The 16,759-nt window shown below is 62.9% G+C and carries 17 protein-coding genes; 7 read left to right on the forward strand and 10 right to left on the reverse strand.

Annotated features, from left to right (window positions below):
• The first annotated feature begins 55 nt into the window (after positions 1-55).
• A complete protein-coding gene (gene sufU / locus J7I86_RS02150; protein ID WP_214815131.1) occupies positions 56-508 on the forward strand; it encodes a Fe-S cluster assembly sulfur transfer protein SufU in 453 nt (150 codons plus the stop codon).
• A gap of 22 nt (positions 509-530) precedes the next feature.
• Here sufU and nhaA read toward each other — a convergent pair whose 3' ends face one another.
• From nhaA to J7I86_RS02170, 4 genes are all read right to left on the reverse strand, one after another.
• Positions 531-1,862, reverse strand: coding sequence for a Na+/H+ antiporter NhaA (nhaA, locus tag J7I86_RS02155; protein ID WP_214815132.1), 1,332 nt, complete (start codon positions 1,860-1,862; stop codon positions 531-533).
• A 158-nt stretch (positions 1,863-2,020) separates the two neighbouring features.
• The gene (locus J7I86_RS02160; RefSeq protein ID WP_209757492.1) at positions 2,021-2,242 is read right to left on the reverse strand and encodes an SCO4848 family membrane protein; all 222 of its coding nucleotides are present in this window, start codon (positions 2,240-2,242) and stop codon (positions 2,021-2,023) included.
• 1 nt (position 2,243) lies between these two features.
• On the reverse strand, positions 2,244-2,741 hold the full coding sequence (locus J7I86_RS02165) for a DUF2505 domain-containing protein (protein WP_214815133.1): 498 nt from the start codon (positions 2,739-2,741) through the stop codon (positions 2,244-2,246).
• A 47-nt stretch (positions 2,742-2,788) separates the two neighbouring features.
• Positions 2,789-4,315: an SDR family oxidoreductase gene (locus J7I86_RS02170; RefSeq protein WP_214815134.1), complete on the reverse strand. Its 1,527-nt coding sequence runs from the start codon at positions 4,313-4,315 to the stop codon at positions 2,789-2,791.
• Positions 4,316-4,424: 109 nt separating this feature from the next.
• Here J7I86_RS02170 and mfd point away from each other — a divergent pair, with 109 nt between their 5' ends.
• Positions 4,425-8,057 carry a transcription-repair coupling factor gene (gene mfd / locus J7I86_RS02175; protein WP_214815135.1) on the forward strand — a complete coding sequence of 1,211 codons (3,633 nt, stop codon included), beginning with the start codon at positions 4,425-4,427 and terminating at the stop codon, positions 8,055-8,057.
• A gap of 5 nt (positions 8,058-8,062) precedes the next feature.
• Positions 8,063-8,872: a metal-dependent hydrolase gene (locus tag J7I86_RS02180; RefSeq protein ID WP_214815136.1), complete on the forward strand. Its 810-nt coding sequence runs from the start codon at positions 8,063-8,065 to the stop codon at positions 8,870-8,872.
• A gap of 81 nt (positions 8,873-8,953) precedes the next feature.
• Here J7I86_RS02180 and J7I86_RS02185 read toward each other — a convergent pair whose 3' ends face one another.
• The 4 genes from J7I86_RS02185 to J7I86_RS02200 form a co-directional block, all read right to left on the reverse strand.
• Positions 8,954-9,181: a hypothetical protein gene (locus tag J7I86_RS02185; RefSeq protein WP_214815137.1), complete on the reverse strand. Its 228-nt coding sequence runs from the start codon at positions 9,179-9,181 to the stop codon at positions 8,954-8,956.
• Between the two features lie 52 nt (positions 9,182-9,233).
• Entirely contained in the window at positions 9,234-9,926 is a 693-nt protein-coding gene (deoC, locus tag J7I86_RS02190) for a deoxyribose-phosphate aldolase (RefSeq protein ID WP_214815138.1), read from the reverse strand.
• Between the two features lie 115 nt (positions 9,927-10,041).
• Positions 10,042-10,941, reverse strand: a complete 900-nt coding sequence (locus tag J7I86_RS02195; RefSeq protein ID WP_214815139.1) for an FAD-dependent oxidoreductase — start codon at positions 10,939-10,941, stop codon at positions 10,042-10,044.
• A 15-nt stretch (positions 10,942-10,956) separates the two neighbouring features.
• A complete protein-coding gene (locus J7I86_RS02200) occupies positions 10,957-11,508 on the reverse strand; it encodes a hypothetical protein (RefSeq protein WP_286179186.1) in 552 nt (183 codons plus the stop codon).
• A gap of 98 nt (positions 11,509-11,606) precedes the next feature.
• Here J7I86_RS02200 and J7I86_RS02205 point away from each other — a divergent pair, with 98 nt between their 5' ends.
• Positions 11,607-12,203, forward strand: coding sequence for a dihydrofolate reductase family protein (locus J7I86_RS02205; protein ID WP_214815140.1), 597 nt, complete (start codon positions 11,607-11,609; stop codon positions 12,201-12,203).
• Between the two features lie 99 nt (positions 12,204-12,302).
• Positions 12,303-12,902 carry a hypothetical protein gene (locus tag J7I86_RS02210; protein ID WP_214815141.1) on the forward strand — a complete coding sequence of 200 codons (600 nt, stop codon included), beginning with the start codon at positions 12,303-12,305 and terminating at the stop codon, positions 12,900-12,902.
• Between the two features lie 101 nt (positions 12,903-13,003).
• On the opposite strand, the gene J7I86_RS02215 is transcribed toward J7I86_RS02210, so the two are convergent.
• Positions 13,004-13,435, reverse strand: a complete 432-nt coding sequence (locus J7I86_RS02215; RefSeq protein WP_214815142.1) for a hypothetical protein — start codon at positions 13,433-13,435, stop codon at positions 13,004-13,006.
• A gap of 235 nt (positions 13,436-13,670) precedes the next feature.
• Here J7I86_RS02215 and J7I86_RS02220 point away from each other — a divergent pair, with 235 nt between their 5' ends.
• Positions 13,671-14,102, forward strand: coding sequence for a LexA family transcriptional regulator (locus J7I86_RS02220; protein ID WP_214815143.1), 432 nt, complete (start codon positions 13,671-13,673; stop codon positions 14,100-14,102).
• Positions 14,103-14,287: 185 nt separating this feature from the next.
• Positions 14,288-15,586, forward strand: a complete 1,299-nt coding sequence (locus J7I86_RS02225) for a Y-family DNA polymerase (protein WP_214815144.1) — start codon at positions 14,288-14,290, stop codon at positions 15,584-15,586.
• 13 nt (positions 15,587-15,599) lie between these two features.
• On the opposite strand, the gene J7I86_RS02230 is transcribed toward J7I86_RS02225, so the two are convergent.
• Positions 15,600-16,757, reverse strand: coding sequence for a uroporphyrinogen-III synthase (locus J7I86_RS02230; protein WP_214815145.1), 1,158 nt, complete (start codon positions 16,755-16,757; stop codon positions 15,600-15,602).
• Between the last annotated feature and the right edge of the window lie 2 nt (positions 16,758-16,759).

Raw genomic sequence — 16,759 nt, forward strand, 5'->3', positions numbered from 1 at the left:
CCCTTGGCCGCTCAGCCGTCAACCACGATTTCCCCCAGAAGAGGCAACAAGCATCATGAGTCTTGACCAGCTGTACCAGCAGATCATCCTGGACCACTCCAAGCAGCGGCACGGCAGCGGCCTCGCGGAAACGGATGCGCCGGACGGTACGTCCACGGGTCAATCGCACCAGCTGAACCCTGTGTGCGGGGATGAGGTGACGCTGCGGCTTGCGGTCTCCGAAGGAACCGTCCAGCAAATCAGCTGGGACGGCGCGGGCTGCTCCATCTCCATGGCCTCGGCTTCGGTGCTCAGCGAACTTGGCGAGGGCATGTCAGTGGAAGAACTGCACTCGGTGATTGATAATTTCCGCGAGGTTCTCCGTTCACGCGGAAAAGTACAGGCAGACCCTGAGATCCTGGGCGATGCCGCCGCATTCGAAGGCGTCGCCCGGTACGCGGCCCGCGTGAAGTGCGCCATGATTTCCTGGGTTGCTGCCGAGGACGCCCTTAATCAGGCCACCGCGTAGCCGCTACCGCAGTACCTCCGCCTCAGGCGCGGGAAAAGACGTCAGGGACGCCGTCGCCGTCGTCGTCGCGTTCTTCATCTGCCTGCACTTGGCGGTAGCGCCGGTTACGGGCCCTGAGCACGACGGCGGCCAGCAGTGCCGAGATCAGGGAACCTGCCAGGATGGCCACCTTGGCGTGGTCGTTATGGGTGGAGCCGGCGCCGAAGCTCAACTCGCCGATCAGCAATGAGACGGTGAAACCGATGCCGGCCAGCAGCGCCAGTCCGAAGAGGTCGATCCAGGCGATGCTGGAATCCAGGCTTGCCCGAGTGGTTTTGGTGACCAGGAATGTGGTGCCGAAGACACCCACGGCCTTGCCAACCACCAGCGCTGCCACAATGCCCAACGCCACCGGATCCCTCAATGCCGCTCCCATGCCATCCACACCGCCCAAGGCCACACCGGCCGAGAAGAACGCGAAGACGGGCACGGCAAAGCCCGCCGAGAACGGACGTAGTTTGTGTTCGAGGTACTCGGCCAGGCCTTCGGCCGGCTCTCCCTTTTTCCCGCTGGCCAGGACCGGAACGGCGAAGCCCAGCAGCACCCCGGCCACGGTGGCGTGGATCCCGGATGCATGCACAAAGCCCCATGTGGCCAAGGCAAGGGGAACCAGCAGGTACCAGCTGCGGACGCGTTTTTGGACCAGGAACGTGAAGAGGCCAAAGGGCACCAGGGCTGCGAGCAGCATCAGCGGCTGAATGCCGGTGGAGTAGAAGAAGGCGATGATGCCGATTGCGATGAGGTCATCCACTACGGCGAGCGTCAGCAGGAACGTCCGGAGCGCGGAGGGCAGGTGCGTGTTGATGACGGCCAGCACTGCAAGGGCGAAGGCGATGTCGGTGGCGGTGGGGATGGCCCAGCCTTTGAGCGTTTCGCCGGCCGTCCCCAGGTTGAAGAGGACATAGATCAATGCGGGGACCACCACGCCACCAACAGCAGCGGCCACGGGGACAACAGCTTTGGCGGGTTTGCGGAGTTCCCCGGCGACGAATTCGCGTTTGAGTTCAAGCCCGGCGAGGAAGAAGAACACCGCCAGCAGGCCGTCTGAAGCCCAATGGCCCAGACTCAGTTCAAGATGCCAGGGTTCGTAACCGATCTTGACGTCGCGGAGCGCGAAATAGCCGTCTGCTGCAGGGGAGTTCGCCCAAATGAGCGCCACCACGGTAGCGGCAAGAAGGAGGGCGCCGCCAACGGTTTCCGTGCGAAGGATCGCGAGGATCCGGCGGTACTCGGGGTAGCTGGAGCGGGAGAAGACTTTGCTGGAGCTGCTGGAGACGGGCTCGGGTGCTGCAGGCCGGTTCGATGGCTGGGGCACAGGGGCTCCTCAAAAGTGGGCGGGCATTTGCGGGTACTGCAAAAGAACCGCCGACCAGACTTCCCGGCACACCACTGTCCATCTTACCCAACTGGGTAGCAGCAGTGCGCGTTATGAGCTCTCAAAACGCGCACTGCTGCGACTCAGTTGGGTGAAACCTAGGCGACCAGGCCCGCGATCCCTATGCCCGCCGTCGCGAGTCCCAGCACCATGGAGATGGTGACCAGCACAACGTGGACCGTGAGGAACTTGGTGGCTTTACCGGCGGCGTCGCGGGCGCGCGGGTCCTTCATGACGCGCTTGAGGAACTGCGGCCAGACAACCAAGGACCAGACGCCGGCAACGATCAGGACGATCGCCAGAATTGCGGGGATCTCCACGTTAGTGGCTTTCGAGCCAGGCCTGAGCCTGCTGGGACTGGATGCCCAAAGCCTTGCCCACCATGGGCTCGGCAGCGTCGGCGATCTTGCCACCGAGGAACGGAACCGAGGAAGTCACATTGCCTTCGAGTTCGATCCGGGTGCTGGCGCCTTCGGCAACCAGACGCTGGACCGCAGTGACATCAAGCGGTGCGCCGGAGATCTTCAGTGCAATAGTGCTGGACCGTGAACCGTCGTCAGCCGGGGCTTCCCACTTCTCGGTCTGGGTAACCTTCAGCGTTTCGCCAACGAACTTGCGGGCGATGTCCGGCAGGCGCGTGGTGGGCAGCGTGCGCACCGTGGTGGTGGTGAAGGCGCCGGCGGTGTCGCCGTCAACGGTGAACGATTCCAAGGAGCCGCCCACGTATTCGCTGGTGTGACGCAGGAAATCTTCGTTCACAAAGACTGCGGCTACGCGGTCAACGCTGTGGGGCAGGGTGGTGGATGCACTCAGGGCCATGGGTCCTCCGTGGATGGTTGTGGTGAAGCTTTTTAGCTCCCAACATCCTACGGGGTCCGGGTGGACACCCCTGAACCGGCCTCTTGGAGCGCAGTGGCAGCGGCGGAAATGTTGCGGGCCATGGAGGGGAAGATGAACCCGTGGAAGGGGTACACGCCAAGCCAGTACAACCTCCCCGCCAGGCCGCGGGGGAAGAAGATGGCCCGTTGCTTGTAGAGGCTCCCGTCGCCATCGGGTTCCACTGCCAATTCAAGCCAGGCACCGCCCGGGGCCCGCATCTCGGCCCGTAAACGGAGCAGGTGTCCGCGCTCGATCGCTTCCACCCTCCACCAGTCCACTACCTCGCCCGTGTTCAGGGTCTTGGGGTGCCTGCGTCCCCGCAAGAGCCCTGCGCCGCCCTGCAGCTTGTCCAGCCAACCCCGGACCCGCCATGCCAAGGGTAGGGAGTACCAGCCGTTTTTACCGCCGATGCCCTCAATGATGGTCCATACATGTTCAGGCTTGGCCTCGCTGTGGAAGGTCCGTTCATCAAGGAACACTTTGTAACCGGCCCAGTCGGGGTCGCTCGGCAGGGGATCGGCGTCGATGCCTGCGTTCGCCCACGTCGTCTCAACCTGTCCGTCCCGTTCCTTGCCCAGCGCCAAGGCGACCGCGCGCCGGTAAGGCGTGAGGCCGCCGTCGGGCTGTGGAATGTAATCGTCGACGTCGTGCTCCCGCGACACCGCGTCATGCTGCAGCGACTGCACCAAAGGCAGGGACATGGACAACGGAATGGGAGTTACCAAAGCAACCCACAAGCCTGCGAGCTTGGGAGCGGGCACCGGAAGGGCGATCACCAGCCGCCGGGGGAGCCCACGCTCCACGGCGTAATCGTTCATCATGTCCTTGTACTTCAGGACGTCGCGCGAACCGACATCGAAGGAACGGTTCAGCTTTTCCGGGATTGAGGCCGCGGCCACGAGGTAGTGCAGGACGTCACGGACGGCGATTGCCTCAACCCGGTTATTGACCCAGCTGGGCGCCGGCATGACGGGCAGGGTCTCAGCAAGGTGCCGGATCATCTCGAAAGAGGCCGAACCCGAACCGATGACCACCCCGGCCTGGAAAACTACTGAGTCAACCGCGGACTGCAGGAACACCCGGCCCACGGTCTCCCTGGACCGCATATGGATGGAAAGCTCCTGGTTCTCCGGGTGCAGGCCGCCGAGGTAGACGATCCTGTCCACGCCCGCTTCCTCTGCCGCTTCTGCCACGAGCTTGGCCATGGATTCTTCCTTGGCTTCAAATCCGCTGCCGGACGCCATGGAGTGGACCAGGTAATAGAGCACATCCACGCCGGTCAGGGCGCTGGCCAGGCTACGGGCATCGGACAGGCTGTCCTGGATGATTTCAACCTGATCGTGCCAGGGAACATCGGCAATCTTCTGTGGTGTGCGGACCAGGACCTTGACCTTGTGGCCGGCTTCGAGGAGTCGGGGGACCAGACGCCCGCCGATGTAACCGGTGGCGCCGGTGACCAGCACTGTCTTGGTCTCTTGCGGGGTATTGGAATGCGTAGCTTCCGAAGGCTGCAAAGGAACTCCTGTGGCTGGGGGTAGAGGTAGGCTGGAATGACCCGGCATTCATCTGAATTTCCGGGCATTTGTGTTGCCTGCCCTTGGACCCACCCTAGGAGTTTCTGCCATGAGCCTCAACGGTCTGCGCCGCGCACTGGCGGAGGACAAGACTTTTGCGCGCGTTCGCACGGAGGCGCAGCGGTCCTTCAGCGACCGGAACGCCGACTACCAGATCAGCGCCCCCCAAGGGATGCGCGCGGTGTTGCTCGCCGAAATGGCCGATGCCCTGGCTTCCGCTGGTGTCGAAAATGACAGTGCTCCCGTGGTGCTCGCAGTGACCGCAACCGGCCGTGAAGCCGAGGACCTTACGGCGGCGCTCGCCTCGTATCTCCCCGTAGAGTCCGTGGCCACCTTTCCCAGCTGGGAGACCCTCCCGCATGAGCGGCTTTCACCACGCTCAGACACCGTTGGCCGCCGGCTCTCCGTCCTGCGCCGCCTGACACACCCGGAAAGCTCGACGGCGGCCCCCTTGCGTGTGGTGGTTGCCCCGGTCCGGGCCGTGGTCCAGCCCATTGTGGCCGGCTTGGGTGACTTAATCCCCGTCACCTTGCAGGTGGGGCAGGAACGATCCTTTACGGAAGTTGTCAGGGCACTGTCCGACGCCGCGTATGCCCGCGTTGACATGGTGACGCACCGTGGCGAATTCGCAGTCCGAGGCGGCATCCTTGACGTCTTCCCGCCCACCGAGGACCACCCCATCCGCGTGGAATTCTTCGGCGACGAAGTGGATCAGATGCGCTGGTTCGCCGTTGCCGACCAGCGCTCGCTGTCAGCGCCGGGAATCCACCATCCCACTGAACTGCACGCCCCGCCGTGCCGGGAAATCCTGATCACGGCTTCGGTGATGTCCCGTGCGGCCAAGCTCAAGGTAGACATGCCTGCCGCGGCTGACATGCTGGAGAAGATCGCCGGCGGCATCGCCGTGGAAGGCATGGAGTCCTTGGCCCCCGTGCTGGTGGATGCCATGGTCCCGTTCGTGGACCAGCTCCCGGCCGGCTCGCTTTCGGTGGTGATCGAACCGGAGAAGGTGCGTACGCGCGCTCACGATCTCGCGGCGACGAACGAGGAATTCCTGGAGGCTGCTTGGTCAACAGCGTCCGACGGCGGTGCGGCGCCACTGGATCTGTCGTCCCAGGCCTCCACCGACCTGCACGCCGCCAGCTTCCGTTCGCTGACCGACACCCGCTCGGCTGCCCTGGAACATGGCGTGTCCTGGTGGTCCATCACGTCGCTCGCCTCCGATGAGGACCTGGTCCTGGACATCGACGTGCTGAACATGCGTGCCCGCGAACCGCGTGGCTACCAGGGTGATGTGGCCGAGATGCTGGAGTTCATCGGCTCCCGTGTTCGTGAGCAGTGGCGTGTGGTGGTGGTGACCGATGGTCCCGGGCCTGCCCAGCGTTTGGCGGAGCTGTTCCATGATGCAGAGATTCCTTGTTCGCGCGTGGAGTCCCTGGATGAGGAACCCCAGCCGGGCATCATCGAGGTGACCACCGCCGCCGTCGGACGTGGTTTTGTCCTGGACGGCCTCAAACTGGGCCTGTTGACCGAAGCTGATCTGTTGGGCCGTGCCACGGCCAGTTCCACCAAGGACATGCGCCGCATGCCCTCCAAGCGGCGCAACGCCGTGGACCCCTTGCAACTGCATGCCGGCGATTTCGTGGTTCACGAGCAGCACGGAATTGGCCGGTTCGTGGAGCTCATCCAGCGCAAGGTGGCCGGGACGTCGTCCTCCGATGCCGGGCTGCGAGAGTATTTGGTGCTGGAGTACGCGCCGTCCAAACGTGGTGCTCCGGGGGACCGACTCTTCGTACCCACGGACCAGCTGGACCAGGTGACCCGCTACGTTGGCGGTGATGCTCCGGCACTGAGCAAGATGGGTGGTGCGGACTGGGCCAGCACCAAGTCCAAGGCACGCAAGGCCGTCAAGGAAATTGCCGGTGAGCTGATCCGGTTGTACTCCGCCCGCATGGCCTCCCGGGGTCACGCCTTCGCGCCGGACACTCCTTGGCAGCGCGAGCTTGAAGAGGCGTTCCCCTACGTGGAAACGCCGGACCAGTTGACCACCATCAACGAGGTCAAAGCGGACATGGAGCGGGAGATCCCCATGGATCGGTTGGTCTCCGGCGACGTTGGCTACGGCAAGACCGAGATCGCCGTCCGGGCAGCCTTCAAAGCCGTGCAGGACGGCAAGCAGGTGGCAGTCCTGGTGCCCACCACCCTGCTTGCGCAGCAGCACTACGAGACATTTACCGAGCGCTTTTCCGGTTTCCCCCTGAGGGTGAAGCCGCTGTCCCGCTTCCAAAGCAGCAAGGAAGCCAAGGAAACAGCTGAGGGCGTCAAGAGTGGCGCCGTGGACGTGGTGATCGGCACCCACCGCCTCCTGTCCAAGGACTTCCAGTTCAAGGACCTTGGCCTGGTAATCGTTGACGAGGAACAGCGTTTCGGCGTGGAGCACAAGGAAGCGCTCAAGAAAATGCGCACCAACGTAGACGTGCTTGCGATGAGTGCAACGCCGATCCCGCGGACCTTGGAAATGTCGCTGACGGGCATCCGCGAAACGTCCACCCTGGCCACTCCGCCGGAGGAACGCCACCCCGTGCTGACCTATGTTGGCCCGTACACCAACAAGCAGACCTCCGCCGCGATCCGCCGTGAACTCATGCGCGAAGGCCAGGTGTTCTTCGTCCACAACCGCGTCTCATCCATTGAACGCATCGCCGCGCAGATCCGCGAGCTGGTCCCTGAAGCCCGCGTGGAAGTAGCGCACGGCCAGATGTCGGAGAGTCGCCTTGAGAAAATCATTGTGGACTTCTGGGAGAAACGTTTCGACGTCCTCGTCTGCACCACCATCATTGAAACCGGCCTGGATATCTCCAATGCCAACACCCTGATTGTGGATGGGGCGGACAAGTATGGTCTCTCGCAGCTCCATCAGCTCCGCGGCCGCGTTGGCCGTGGCCGGGAGCGTGCCTACGCCTACTTCCTGTACCCCTCGGAGAAACCGTTGGGTGAAGTCGCGTTGGAGCGCCTCAAAGCCGTGGCCGCGCACAATGAGCTCGGTGCGGGTATGCAGCTGGCCATGAAGGACCTGGAAATCCGTGGCGCCGGTAACTTGCTGGGTGGTGAGCAGTCCGGCCATATCCAGGGAGTCGGGTTCGACCTCTACATCCGCCTGGTGGGTGAGGCTGTTGCCGAATACCGCGGTGAGGCCGAAGAGAAGGCCGCCGAGATGAAAATCGAGCTGCCCGTCAACGCCCACCTGCCGCACGACTACGTGCCCGGCGAACGGTTGCGCCTGGAGGCGTACCGGAAACTGGCGTCCGCCATCACGTACGAGGCCATCGACGAAGTCCTGGCAGAACTCGTAGACCGCTACGGCGAGCCGCCGTTGCCTGCCCAAAACCTCATTGCCGTGGCCCGGTTCCGGGTGGGCGCCCGCGAAGCCGGCCTGTCCGACGTCGCACTCCAAGGCAACTTCATCCGTTTCTCGCCGGCGCAACTGCCCGAGTCCAAAACCATGCGCCTGAACCGCATGTACCCGGGCTCGCAGGTGAAGCCTGCCCTGGATGCGGTGCTGATTCCCAAGCCCAAGACGGCCAGGATCGGTGGGCGGGATCTCCAGGACGCCGAGATCCTTCAATGGGCCAACAACGTCATTGAAGCGATTTTCGCTGATGTACCCGTAAAGGCCGGCTAACTTCCATGATGGGAGGACATCACGCCGCGTCGGGAGCCGCGGCGTGGATTGCCATTGCCTCTACCGGCCCCTACGCCTTGGGCTGGTACCCGTTGGACTCCACCGGGATCCTGATCGGCGCCATGGCGACGGCGGGAACTGCTTTGGTGGTGGACTGGGACCACCGCCACAGCACTGTCGCGAATTCGCTGCCGCCGCTGTCCAACGTAATTGCGGTGGGGATCGAGAAAGCCAGCGGAGGGCACCGGCAGGGGACCCACTCGTTGTTGGGAGCCTCCGCGTTTGTGGTGCTCGCAGCCATGGCGGCCCAGTTCCAGATGGTCACCCCGGTAGGCAAGCTCTCCATCGGCGCGGGGTTGCTGTGCATGTTCATGATCAACCTGGCGGCGAAGGCGTTGAACCTGTTCCCGAAGTCGGGCTGGATTACCAACTGGCTCTTCGCCGTGGTGATGGCCGGCCTGGTGACCTGGTTTGCGCCGGATCAATGGGGTTGGTTGCCGTTATCCATGCTCACCGGCGTGGTGGTTCACATCGTGGGGGACATGATCACGGTTGGCGGGGTGCCTCTCTTATGGCCCATTGTCATCAAGCCACCCAAATTCCTGCGGAAATCCGTGATCCGGGGAATCTGGCGGCCCAATGGAGCCTTCTCCATCCCGTTGCTGGGACGGGCTGGTTCCCGACGTGAGTGGTTGGTCCTGATACCCGTCAGCGGCTACGCCATGGTGGGCATGGGAGCTGCCGCGTGGACGCTCGCACAACAGCACTGGCCGGGCGTTCTGGCGGCTCTGGGCGGGGTAGTGCAACTGCCCTGATGAGGCTCTTCGGCAGCACCCGAACGGTCAAAAAAGAATGGCCCGGGCGTGAGCCCGGGCCATTCAAAGTTGCAGTGGGGTTTAGCTTTCGCCGGCAGAATCAGAACGACCAAAAATGGTCTGCGGGATCCAGAATGCCAAGGCGAACAGGCCGAGGCAGACGGCCATCGGCCACGGGTTATCCAGCGTGAGGAACGACAGCGAGTAGATGGCACCCAGGAAGAGCACGATCATGACAAGGAACAGCACAATGCTGGACGCCAGGCTGTTCTCTTTTTCAATGGGGGCGCTTGTGGCGTTCTTGGACATTCATTCCTCCTCGCCCCGCAGGGCTCAAAAATCTCTGACGGTAGCGGAAGCCCTAGTAGGCAGATGAACCCTGTTCACCTTTGACAATGGCAATTCCGGAACTCGCTCCGATACGTGTTGCACCAGCAGCAATCATAGCCTGTGCATCGGCCAGGGACCGCACTCCACCGGAGGCCTTGACCCCCAGGTCAGGTCCCACGGTCTTGCGCATCAGGGCAACGTCTTCAACGGTGGCGCCGCCACCGTTGAATCCGGTGGACGTCTTGACGAAATCCGCCCCCGCTTCCACAGCCGCTTCGCAGGCGATGACCTTCTGCTCATCGGTCAGCATGGACGTCTCAATGATGACCTTCAAGATGGCCTCACCTGCATGGACTGCCTCGGAAACGGCCCGGATGTCATCTACCAGTGCACCCTTGTCATTGGCGCGGGCGGAGGCCATGTTGATCACCATGTCGATTTCATCGGCACCATCCAACACGGCACCGCGTGCCTCAAAAGCCTTGACGTCGCTGGGCGTGGCGCCCAGGGGGAATCCGATCACCGAGCAGGTGAGCACACCGGAACCTTTGAGTGCCTTGGTGACGGTTTTGACCCATACCGGGTTCACGCAGACTGACTTGAACTTGTACTCAGCGGCCTCGGCGCACACCTTGAGGATGTCAGCCTCGCTGGCTTCCGGCTTCAAGAGTGTGTGATCAATGTAGGAGGCAATATTTGCAGGGGCGACGGCTTCGTTGCTCATGGGATCCTTCCGTGCAGGGCGTGGCCGGCCCGGTGGCCGCAGGGTTGTCACTGCCCGTCAAAGGACCATCTTGCCACATGCGCCGGGGGCCGCCCGGGCCCCCGCCAGCTGCACGTCAGGCGGCCATCAGCGCCTGCTGATCATCTTTGCCCACGCCGAGAAGCAACCCCGAGGCGCACAACATTGCAGAGGACTCGGCGGAGAGGAGCAAGCCCAGGCGAAGCCCGTCGCAGGACGCTGCATCGCCAACCGCCCAGATGCCGGGGACGGACGTGGCGAGGTCGCGCCCCACTGAAATACCGCCGTCGGGAGCTGTTGTGAGTCCGGCGCTTTCGGCGAGGTCGTTGCGGGCAGTGCGTTCCTCGGCCAAGACCACCAGGTCGCCTTTCATGGTGCTGCCATCTTCGAAAAGGATGCCGGTTGCCGGCAGCGTGGCACCTTGAGCGCCGGTTGCGGCGCCGGTTTCGGTCCCGGTGAAAGGCACGACGGCGGTGGGGCGGAGGGTTGTGCGGACGGGACGGACTCCGCGGGCACGCAACACGGCCTCAGCCTGGCCCGCTGCGGGTCCGTTCCCAACCAGGATTCCCAGTGGGCGGCGGCCCACCAACCGGGTGACGTCTTTGACCGCTTCGCCGATGGAAGCGGCGTCATCGATGGTGGAGTAGCTCAGGCCTGATTCGGCGCCTGCCACCGGCGGAAGGGCCGGGGCCGAGCCAGTAGCGATAACCAACTGGTCGTAGGAGAACTCCATGCCGTCAACCGTGGTGACAATTTTTGCGTCGGCATCAATGAAGCTGGCCGCCTGCCCGAACCGGACCGAGACCTGGGGGAGTTCCGCTAGTTCCAACAGGGCCTCGGGGCATTCGTCCCGGTTGCTGAGAACTGTGATGGTTCCGTGGAAAGCGCGCTGCCGGGAGTCGGACGCCGCGGCAAGTCGCCGCACCAAAGCCTGGGCCGCTGGACCTGCGCCTGCAATGACGATGTGGAGGGAAGGTGCGGACGGGATGGCGGACATGTTTGGCCCTTTCGCTCATGTGACCTGCTGTTGTTCATCAGCGTAGGGGGCCGGTTTTTCGTGGGTGTTTCGCCGCTGTTGCCATCTATGGCCGATCTGTAGCGTCGCGTTTACCGCTCGGTAATAAGGTGGATCACAGGTCCCGCTGATCCGGGTGTAGACCATGTCGAAGTCGTGCTCCAGCGGTCCGCCAGGATAGCTTCCCCTCTCCAGGCGGGCATGGATGGTGTTTCCGTCCGCGCTGAAGTGGCCCACGAATCGCTGGGGCCAGTCCGGGCCGTCCCGGAACATCATCCAGACGTTGTCTTTCAAGGTGACGTCGTATATTCGGGCGACGCCGCGTGAATCGAAGTAGTGCTGCTGGAGGGCACCGTCGGAGCCTGTGGCGCCGATGATGCTGATCGAGTCGGGGTACTCCGGTCTTTGAACCGTGGAGCGCTGGATCAGGAAGCCGCCGCTTTCCAGCCACTCGAAAGTGGTCCGGCCTGTCACATCCCTGTCCGGGACGGTGGTTTCCCACTCGCCGATCAGGATGGTCAGGTGCTCCAGGTTCGAAGCTCGCGTCATGGGATCCTCCTGCAGGTATAGCCACAGTGTCCGCCCGGCTGTGGCCTTTTGCCAGGGTTTTCTGTTTCTTCCTGGGGCGGTGGTGGCATGATGGGCGCATGAGCCACGTCACGTGTGATCTGACCGTTTCCCTGGACGGATTTGTTGCCGGCCCCAACCAGCGGCTGGAGGAGCCGTTGGGCGACGGCGGAGAGTTCCTGCACAGATGGATGTTCGAGGAGCCGGAGGCGAACGCACCTGAGATTGAAGGGATCTTGGCGGCAGGCGCCTTCATCATGGGACGCAACATGTTCGCAGGACCCGGACCAGCGGCGTGGGACAAGGAATGGCGGGGTTGGTGGGGCGAGGAACCGCCGTATCACGCACCCGTATTCGTTCTGACCCACCACCGCCGGGAGCCGCTGGAGATGGAAGGCGGCACAACCTTTAACTTCGTGACCGACGGCATGGAATCGGCGTTGGCGCAGGCCCGGGAAGCCGCTGCGGACAAAGATGTAGCGATTGCCGGGGGCGCGCAGACCGCCCGCCAGTATCTTTCAGCTGGGCTTATGGACGAGCTGCGGCTCCACATTTCACCCATGGTTCTTGGTGGCGGTGAGCGATTGTTCGACGGCGTGGGGGACCTGACGCTCGAGCAGGCCGAGGTGCGCGGGGCTGGACTGGTCACACACGTACGGTATCGAGTGCTGCGTTAATGGCGGGTGGGCTTGCCGGTGCTGATGATGATGTCCTGACTGAGTAGGAGAAGGTGCCCGTCGGCGGGAACTCATCAACAAACCGAACATAATAGGGTCATGACCCGTTCCCTCCGAGCTGTCGCCAGGGCTGCCATGGTTGCCGTAATCGTTTCTTCCCTGATGGCATGCACCGCGCCGGCGCCACTGCCCGAGCAGACCCCGCAATCCATTCCGCACGACGCGGACACCGGACAGACCATCGCGGAAGCCCGCGAGGCCATAGACGCTATCCCCGGGATCTCCGTTACCGACTTTGCAGGCGGAGGCCCACCGAATGTGAAGGGCAACACCGGTTACACGGTGGTGTTCAACATTGAGCCCGGGTACACCGTCACCGACGGCGACTTGCTCGTCGACTACATTGTCCGCAACGTTTGGGCTGTGGGCGAAGGCCACATGCCAAATACTCAGATCCAAATCAGCGCGAGCACCGCTGATGGGGAGCCGTTCTTCGACCTTACAGCCGCAGCCGAGGGCTCGACCTGGCGCAGCCCAAAGACTTCCTCCGCCCCATCGCGACACAGCTCCGTCATTTTCCCGCTCAGCGAGGATGACCCGGAGGGGGCCGTCAACCTCATGAAGCTCAAGCGGGGCGGTTCCTGGCCGGGCGTCATACCGGAGCCTTTCTCGTATGACGTCACCGTCAAGAATGGCTGATCCGGCACGAAAGGCGCCCCTCGCGCTAGCGGCCCCACGGGCGTCGCTAACCTGAGTATCGGGCGTCGGCGACGCTCAGGTCGGCGTCGCTGACACAGGCATTACCGCTGGCGGGTGATCCTACGCGTCTCGCGGAACTCCGCCGGCACGTTGATAGTGCCCTTCGGGGCGGCGACTGTGATGCCCTTCTTCGTCACACTGGTGACGTTCTGGCCCAGCTGCTTCGCGTACTCGACGATGGGTCGCGAAGCGGCCCTGTTTCGGACGATGGCGACGAGTACGATCGTGAGGAATGCGAGGGTTGTCAGCCCAGGAACCACGATGGCGATCACCGGGCTGATGAGACCGGTCAACAACAGTGCCGGACCGACGAACCACAGCGCGACCGAGGAGAACATCAAGGCGAGAACCGACTTCTCGGAGCGTGCGTGTACGGCCTGCGCGTGGGCCAGTTCATCCGGGTATCGCTCCTGGAATATGCGTGTGACGTCGGCGCTGAGCGCACCAGCTACTTGCCTGTTCCGGTCGGCCATGGCTCTCCAATGCGTGATGCACAGTCCGCCGCAGTGTGCTGGGTCGACGCCGGAGACAGTGCTTTTGTTGTGTGTGTGCCAAGAAGTTGTTCCCTTGACCTTCCCTAAAATACTCGTCATTCGTCTCGACGCGAGACCAACCGCGGCTTAGGCACCGAGCGAAGCGGAATGGACAGGATGTCTGGCGTCCGCTGTACACTGAACCATCGAACATATATTCGAATAAAGGTGTGTTGTGGGCGTGATAGTCGGCCCCCGCGTGATAGATGCGGGCTTTTCCCTTATGTCAGTTCTGTTGGCTCCTCTTCCGGTGGCGGCAGGCTATCCCTCGCCTGCGCAGGACTATTTTGACGGTCGGATCGATCTCAACGAGCACCTCATCAAGGATGTCACCAGCACGTTCGTGGTGAGGGTGACGGGTCAGTCCATGGAAGGGGCGGGCATCAGCGACGGTGACGAGTTGATCGTCAACCGGGCGCTGGAGCCCAAGGATGGGTCCGTCGTCGTTGCTGTCCTGGACGGTGAGCTGACTATCAAGAGGCTGCGCGTCACACCCTCGGGCGTAGTCCTGCAAGCTGATAATCCAAGGTACCCGGACATCATCGTCCCGGCGATGTCCGAACTGACTATTTGGGGGGTCGCCACCACCTGCCTGCACCACATCTGACGGGCCGGTGCGGCCGTGGAGCTTCGCGCCACCGTTCGCCGGACTTTTCCACAATCCGGCGGGCGGGACGTTTTCTTGTCAGAGCCCGGAGGTAGAGTGAAGATATTCGAATATATGTTCGAATACACGGCGTGTCCCGCACTTGAAAAGAGGGTACGCGTGTTAGTGCCGAGCCAGGGAGCAGAATGTCCAAGCCAGCGCTCATGCATCGGATGCAGGAGATCGCCCACGTGGATATCAACTGCTTCTATGCGTCGGCCGAGCGTGCCTTCAATCCAGCGTTGGAGGGCAAACCGCTGATCGTCTTGTCCAACAACGACGGCTGCGCCGTGACAAGGTCGCCGGAGGCCAAGAAGCTGGGGATCGGGCTGGGGGAGCCATGGTTCAAGCTTGCTCCGCGTGCCAAGGAATGGGGGCTCATTGCACTCTCAAGCAACTACGAACTGTATGGAGACATCAGCTCCCGTGTCATGGAGCTCCTGGCGCGGTACTCAGCATGGCAGGAGGTGTACTCCATCGATGAGGCATTCCTGGGAGTCAAGGGGCAATCGGAAGATCTGCTGACATTGGGGCGCACCATCAAAGATGCCTGTCAACGGCATGTGGGGGTTCCCGTGTGCGTAGGAATCGCGCGCACCAAGACGCTGGCCAAACTGGCCAATAAGTGGGCCAAACATAATCCGGCCTTCAACGGTGTGTGCCGTTGGGGCTCCGTCCCGGAGGCCCAACGCGAGGCACTCATGGCGCGGCTCTCCGTGATCGAGATCTGGGGAGTTGCCACCAGGCTTACCAAACGCCTGAATGCGATGGGAATCTTCTCAATCCTGGACCTGGTCCGTGCTGACCCTGTGGCGTTACGGGACAAATTCTCCATCGTCATGATGCGTACCGTCTTGGAACTCCAAGGCACGCCCTGCATCCCCATGGAGGAGGAACGGATCGGGCGGGACCAACTCATCTTCTCCCGGTCCTTCTCCACGCCGATCACCACGGCGGCTGAGCTGCGGCAGGTACTGAGTGTTTACGGCCAAATGGCAAGTGCCAGGCTGGCCAAGCACGATCTTCAAGCCAAACTGCTGACGGCCTTTGCTGCAACCTCGGTCTACAACCCCAACGACAAATCGTTCCCCACTGTCAACGTCAAGCTCCCCATGCCCACCTCGGATCCGGTGTTGCTGACCAAGGCCGCACACGCGCTGGTTCCAAGGATCCAGGAAGGCGTGAGGTACGCCAAGGCAGGGATCATGGTCACTGACCTCCGCCCCAGTGGCAATCAGAAACCGCTGGAGATCTTCGAGAACCCGCATGAGGAACGTGGCATCGGCCCCTTGCTGGAGCAAGTCAGCAAGCGGTACGGCAGGGGCTCCATCGGCTTGGGCCATGCAGGCATCAAAGGCGGCCCGGACTGGTCCATGAAACGCGACATGCTCAGTCCCCGCTACACCACCAATTGGGATGAGCTTCCCCTGGTGAAAGCGGCCTAGCGTGTCAGAAACCCTAGGCCCGCAGCCGGTACCCCCGCTTCACTACTGTTTCCACGAGCTTGCCGTCCGGGAGGGCGGACCGCAACCGGCTTACCGTCATGTCCAGCGCGTGCACAGAACCTCGCAAGTCCAACAGATCGGAGAGGGCTTCCCGGGACAGGACGGCCCCACCCGCGCCCAGCAGCGCTCGCAGCAGCAGCAGGGGAGCCGGTGCAAGGTCCACCACCTCGCCATTGATCCGCAAGCAACGTCCGCGGAGCTCAATGGTGGCACTTTTGGTTTCCAAACGCCGCACGTGGTTCAGCGAAAGATGCTCGGTAACCAGCCTGATGAGCGCGCCCATGCGGTAGCGATCAGGGATCAGCGGGCTCAGCCCGGCGTCCACCAGCGGTTGAGCGGTGACGGGCCCAACGGCTGCCACAGTTACCGGACCCTTGAGGGCCTCGATGAGCTGGCGGTAGAGGCCCATCTCGTGTGCGGTGCTCCACATCGCGTCCACGGCTGGGGCGCTGGTGAACGTCAGGACGTCGAGGTTGCCGCCCACCACGGCTTCGATCAGGCGCGGCAGCTTGTCTTCGCCGTCGGGCTTCACCCAGCGGTACGGAGTCACCGTAAGGACCGTAGCCCCGGACATGCGGAGCCGCTCCAACTGGCGGACGTCGGTGTAACCGTGCAGCTGCACGGCCACGGTCTTGCCGCGCACGCCTTCGGCCAGGAGCATGTCCACCAAAGTGGCGGTGGTTTCGTCACTGCTGATTCCGACGTCGGCAAGACCGGCCGCGCGCACTGCACCGCGGGCTTTGGGACCACGGACGAACATGCGGCAGGCGGACAGGGTCTCCAGGAGTTGCTCGCCGATGCCAAAAGAGTCTGCAGCCTCACACCAGCGACGCATTCCATATGCCGTAGTGGCGATGCAGATGTCCGGTTTAGCCGCGATGATGGTGCGCGTGTCCTCGATGAGGACCATGTCCTCCTGAACAGGGGCAATCTTCAAAGCCGGGGCGTGCAACACGCTCGCACCGCGACGCTCCAGTGCCTCAATGAGATCCCGGGAGCGGCGGTGCGAGGTGACGCCAATGCGGAATCCGTCCAATGGCGCTTCCACAGCTTCGGAAACTTCCGGCGCGGCAATAGCGTCCTGGACTTCGATGGCACGTGCAACAGTCATGT

This window comes from Arthrobacter sp. ISL-95, assembly GCF_018613695.1.
Classification (GTDB): Bacteria; Actinomycetota; Actinomycetes; order Actinomycetales; family Micrococcaceae; genus Arthrobacter.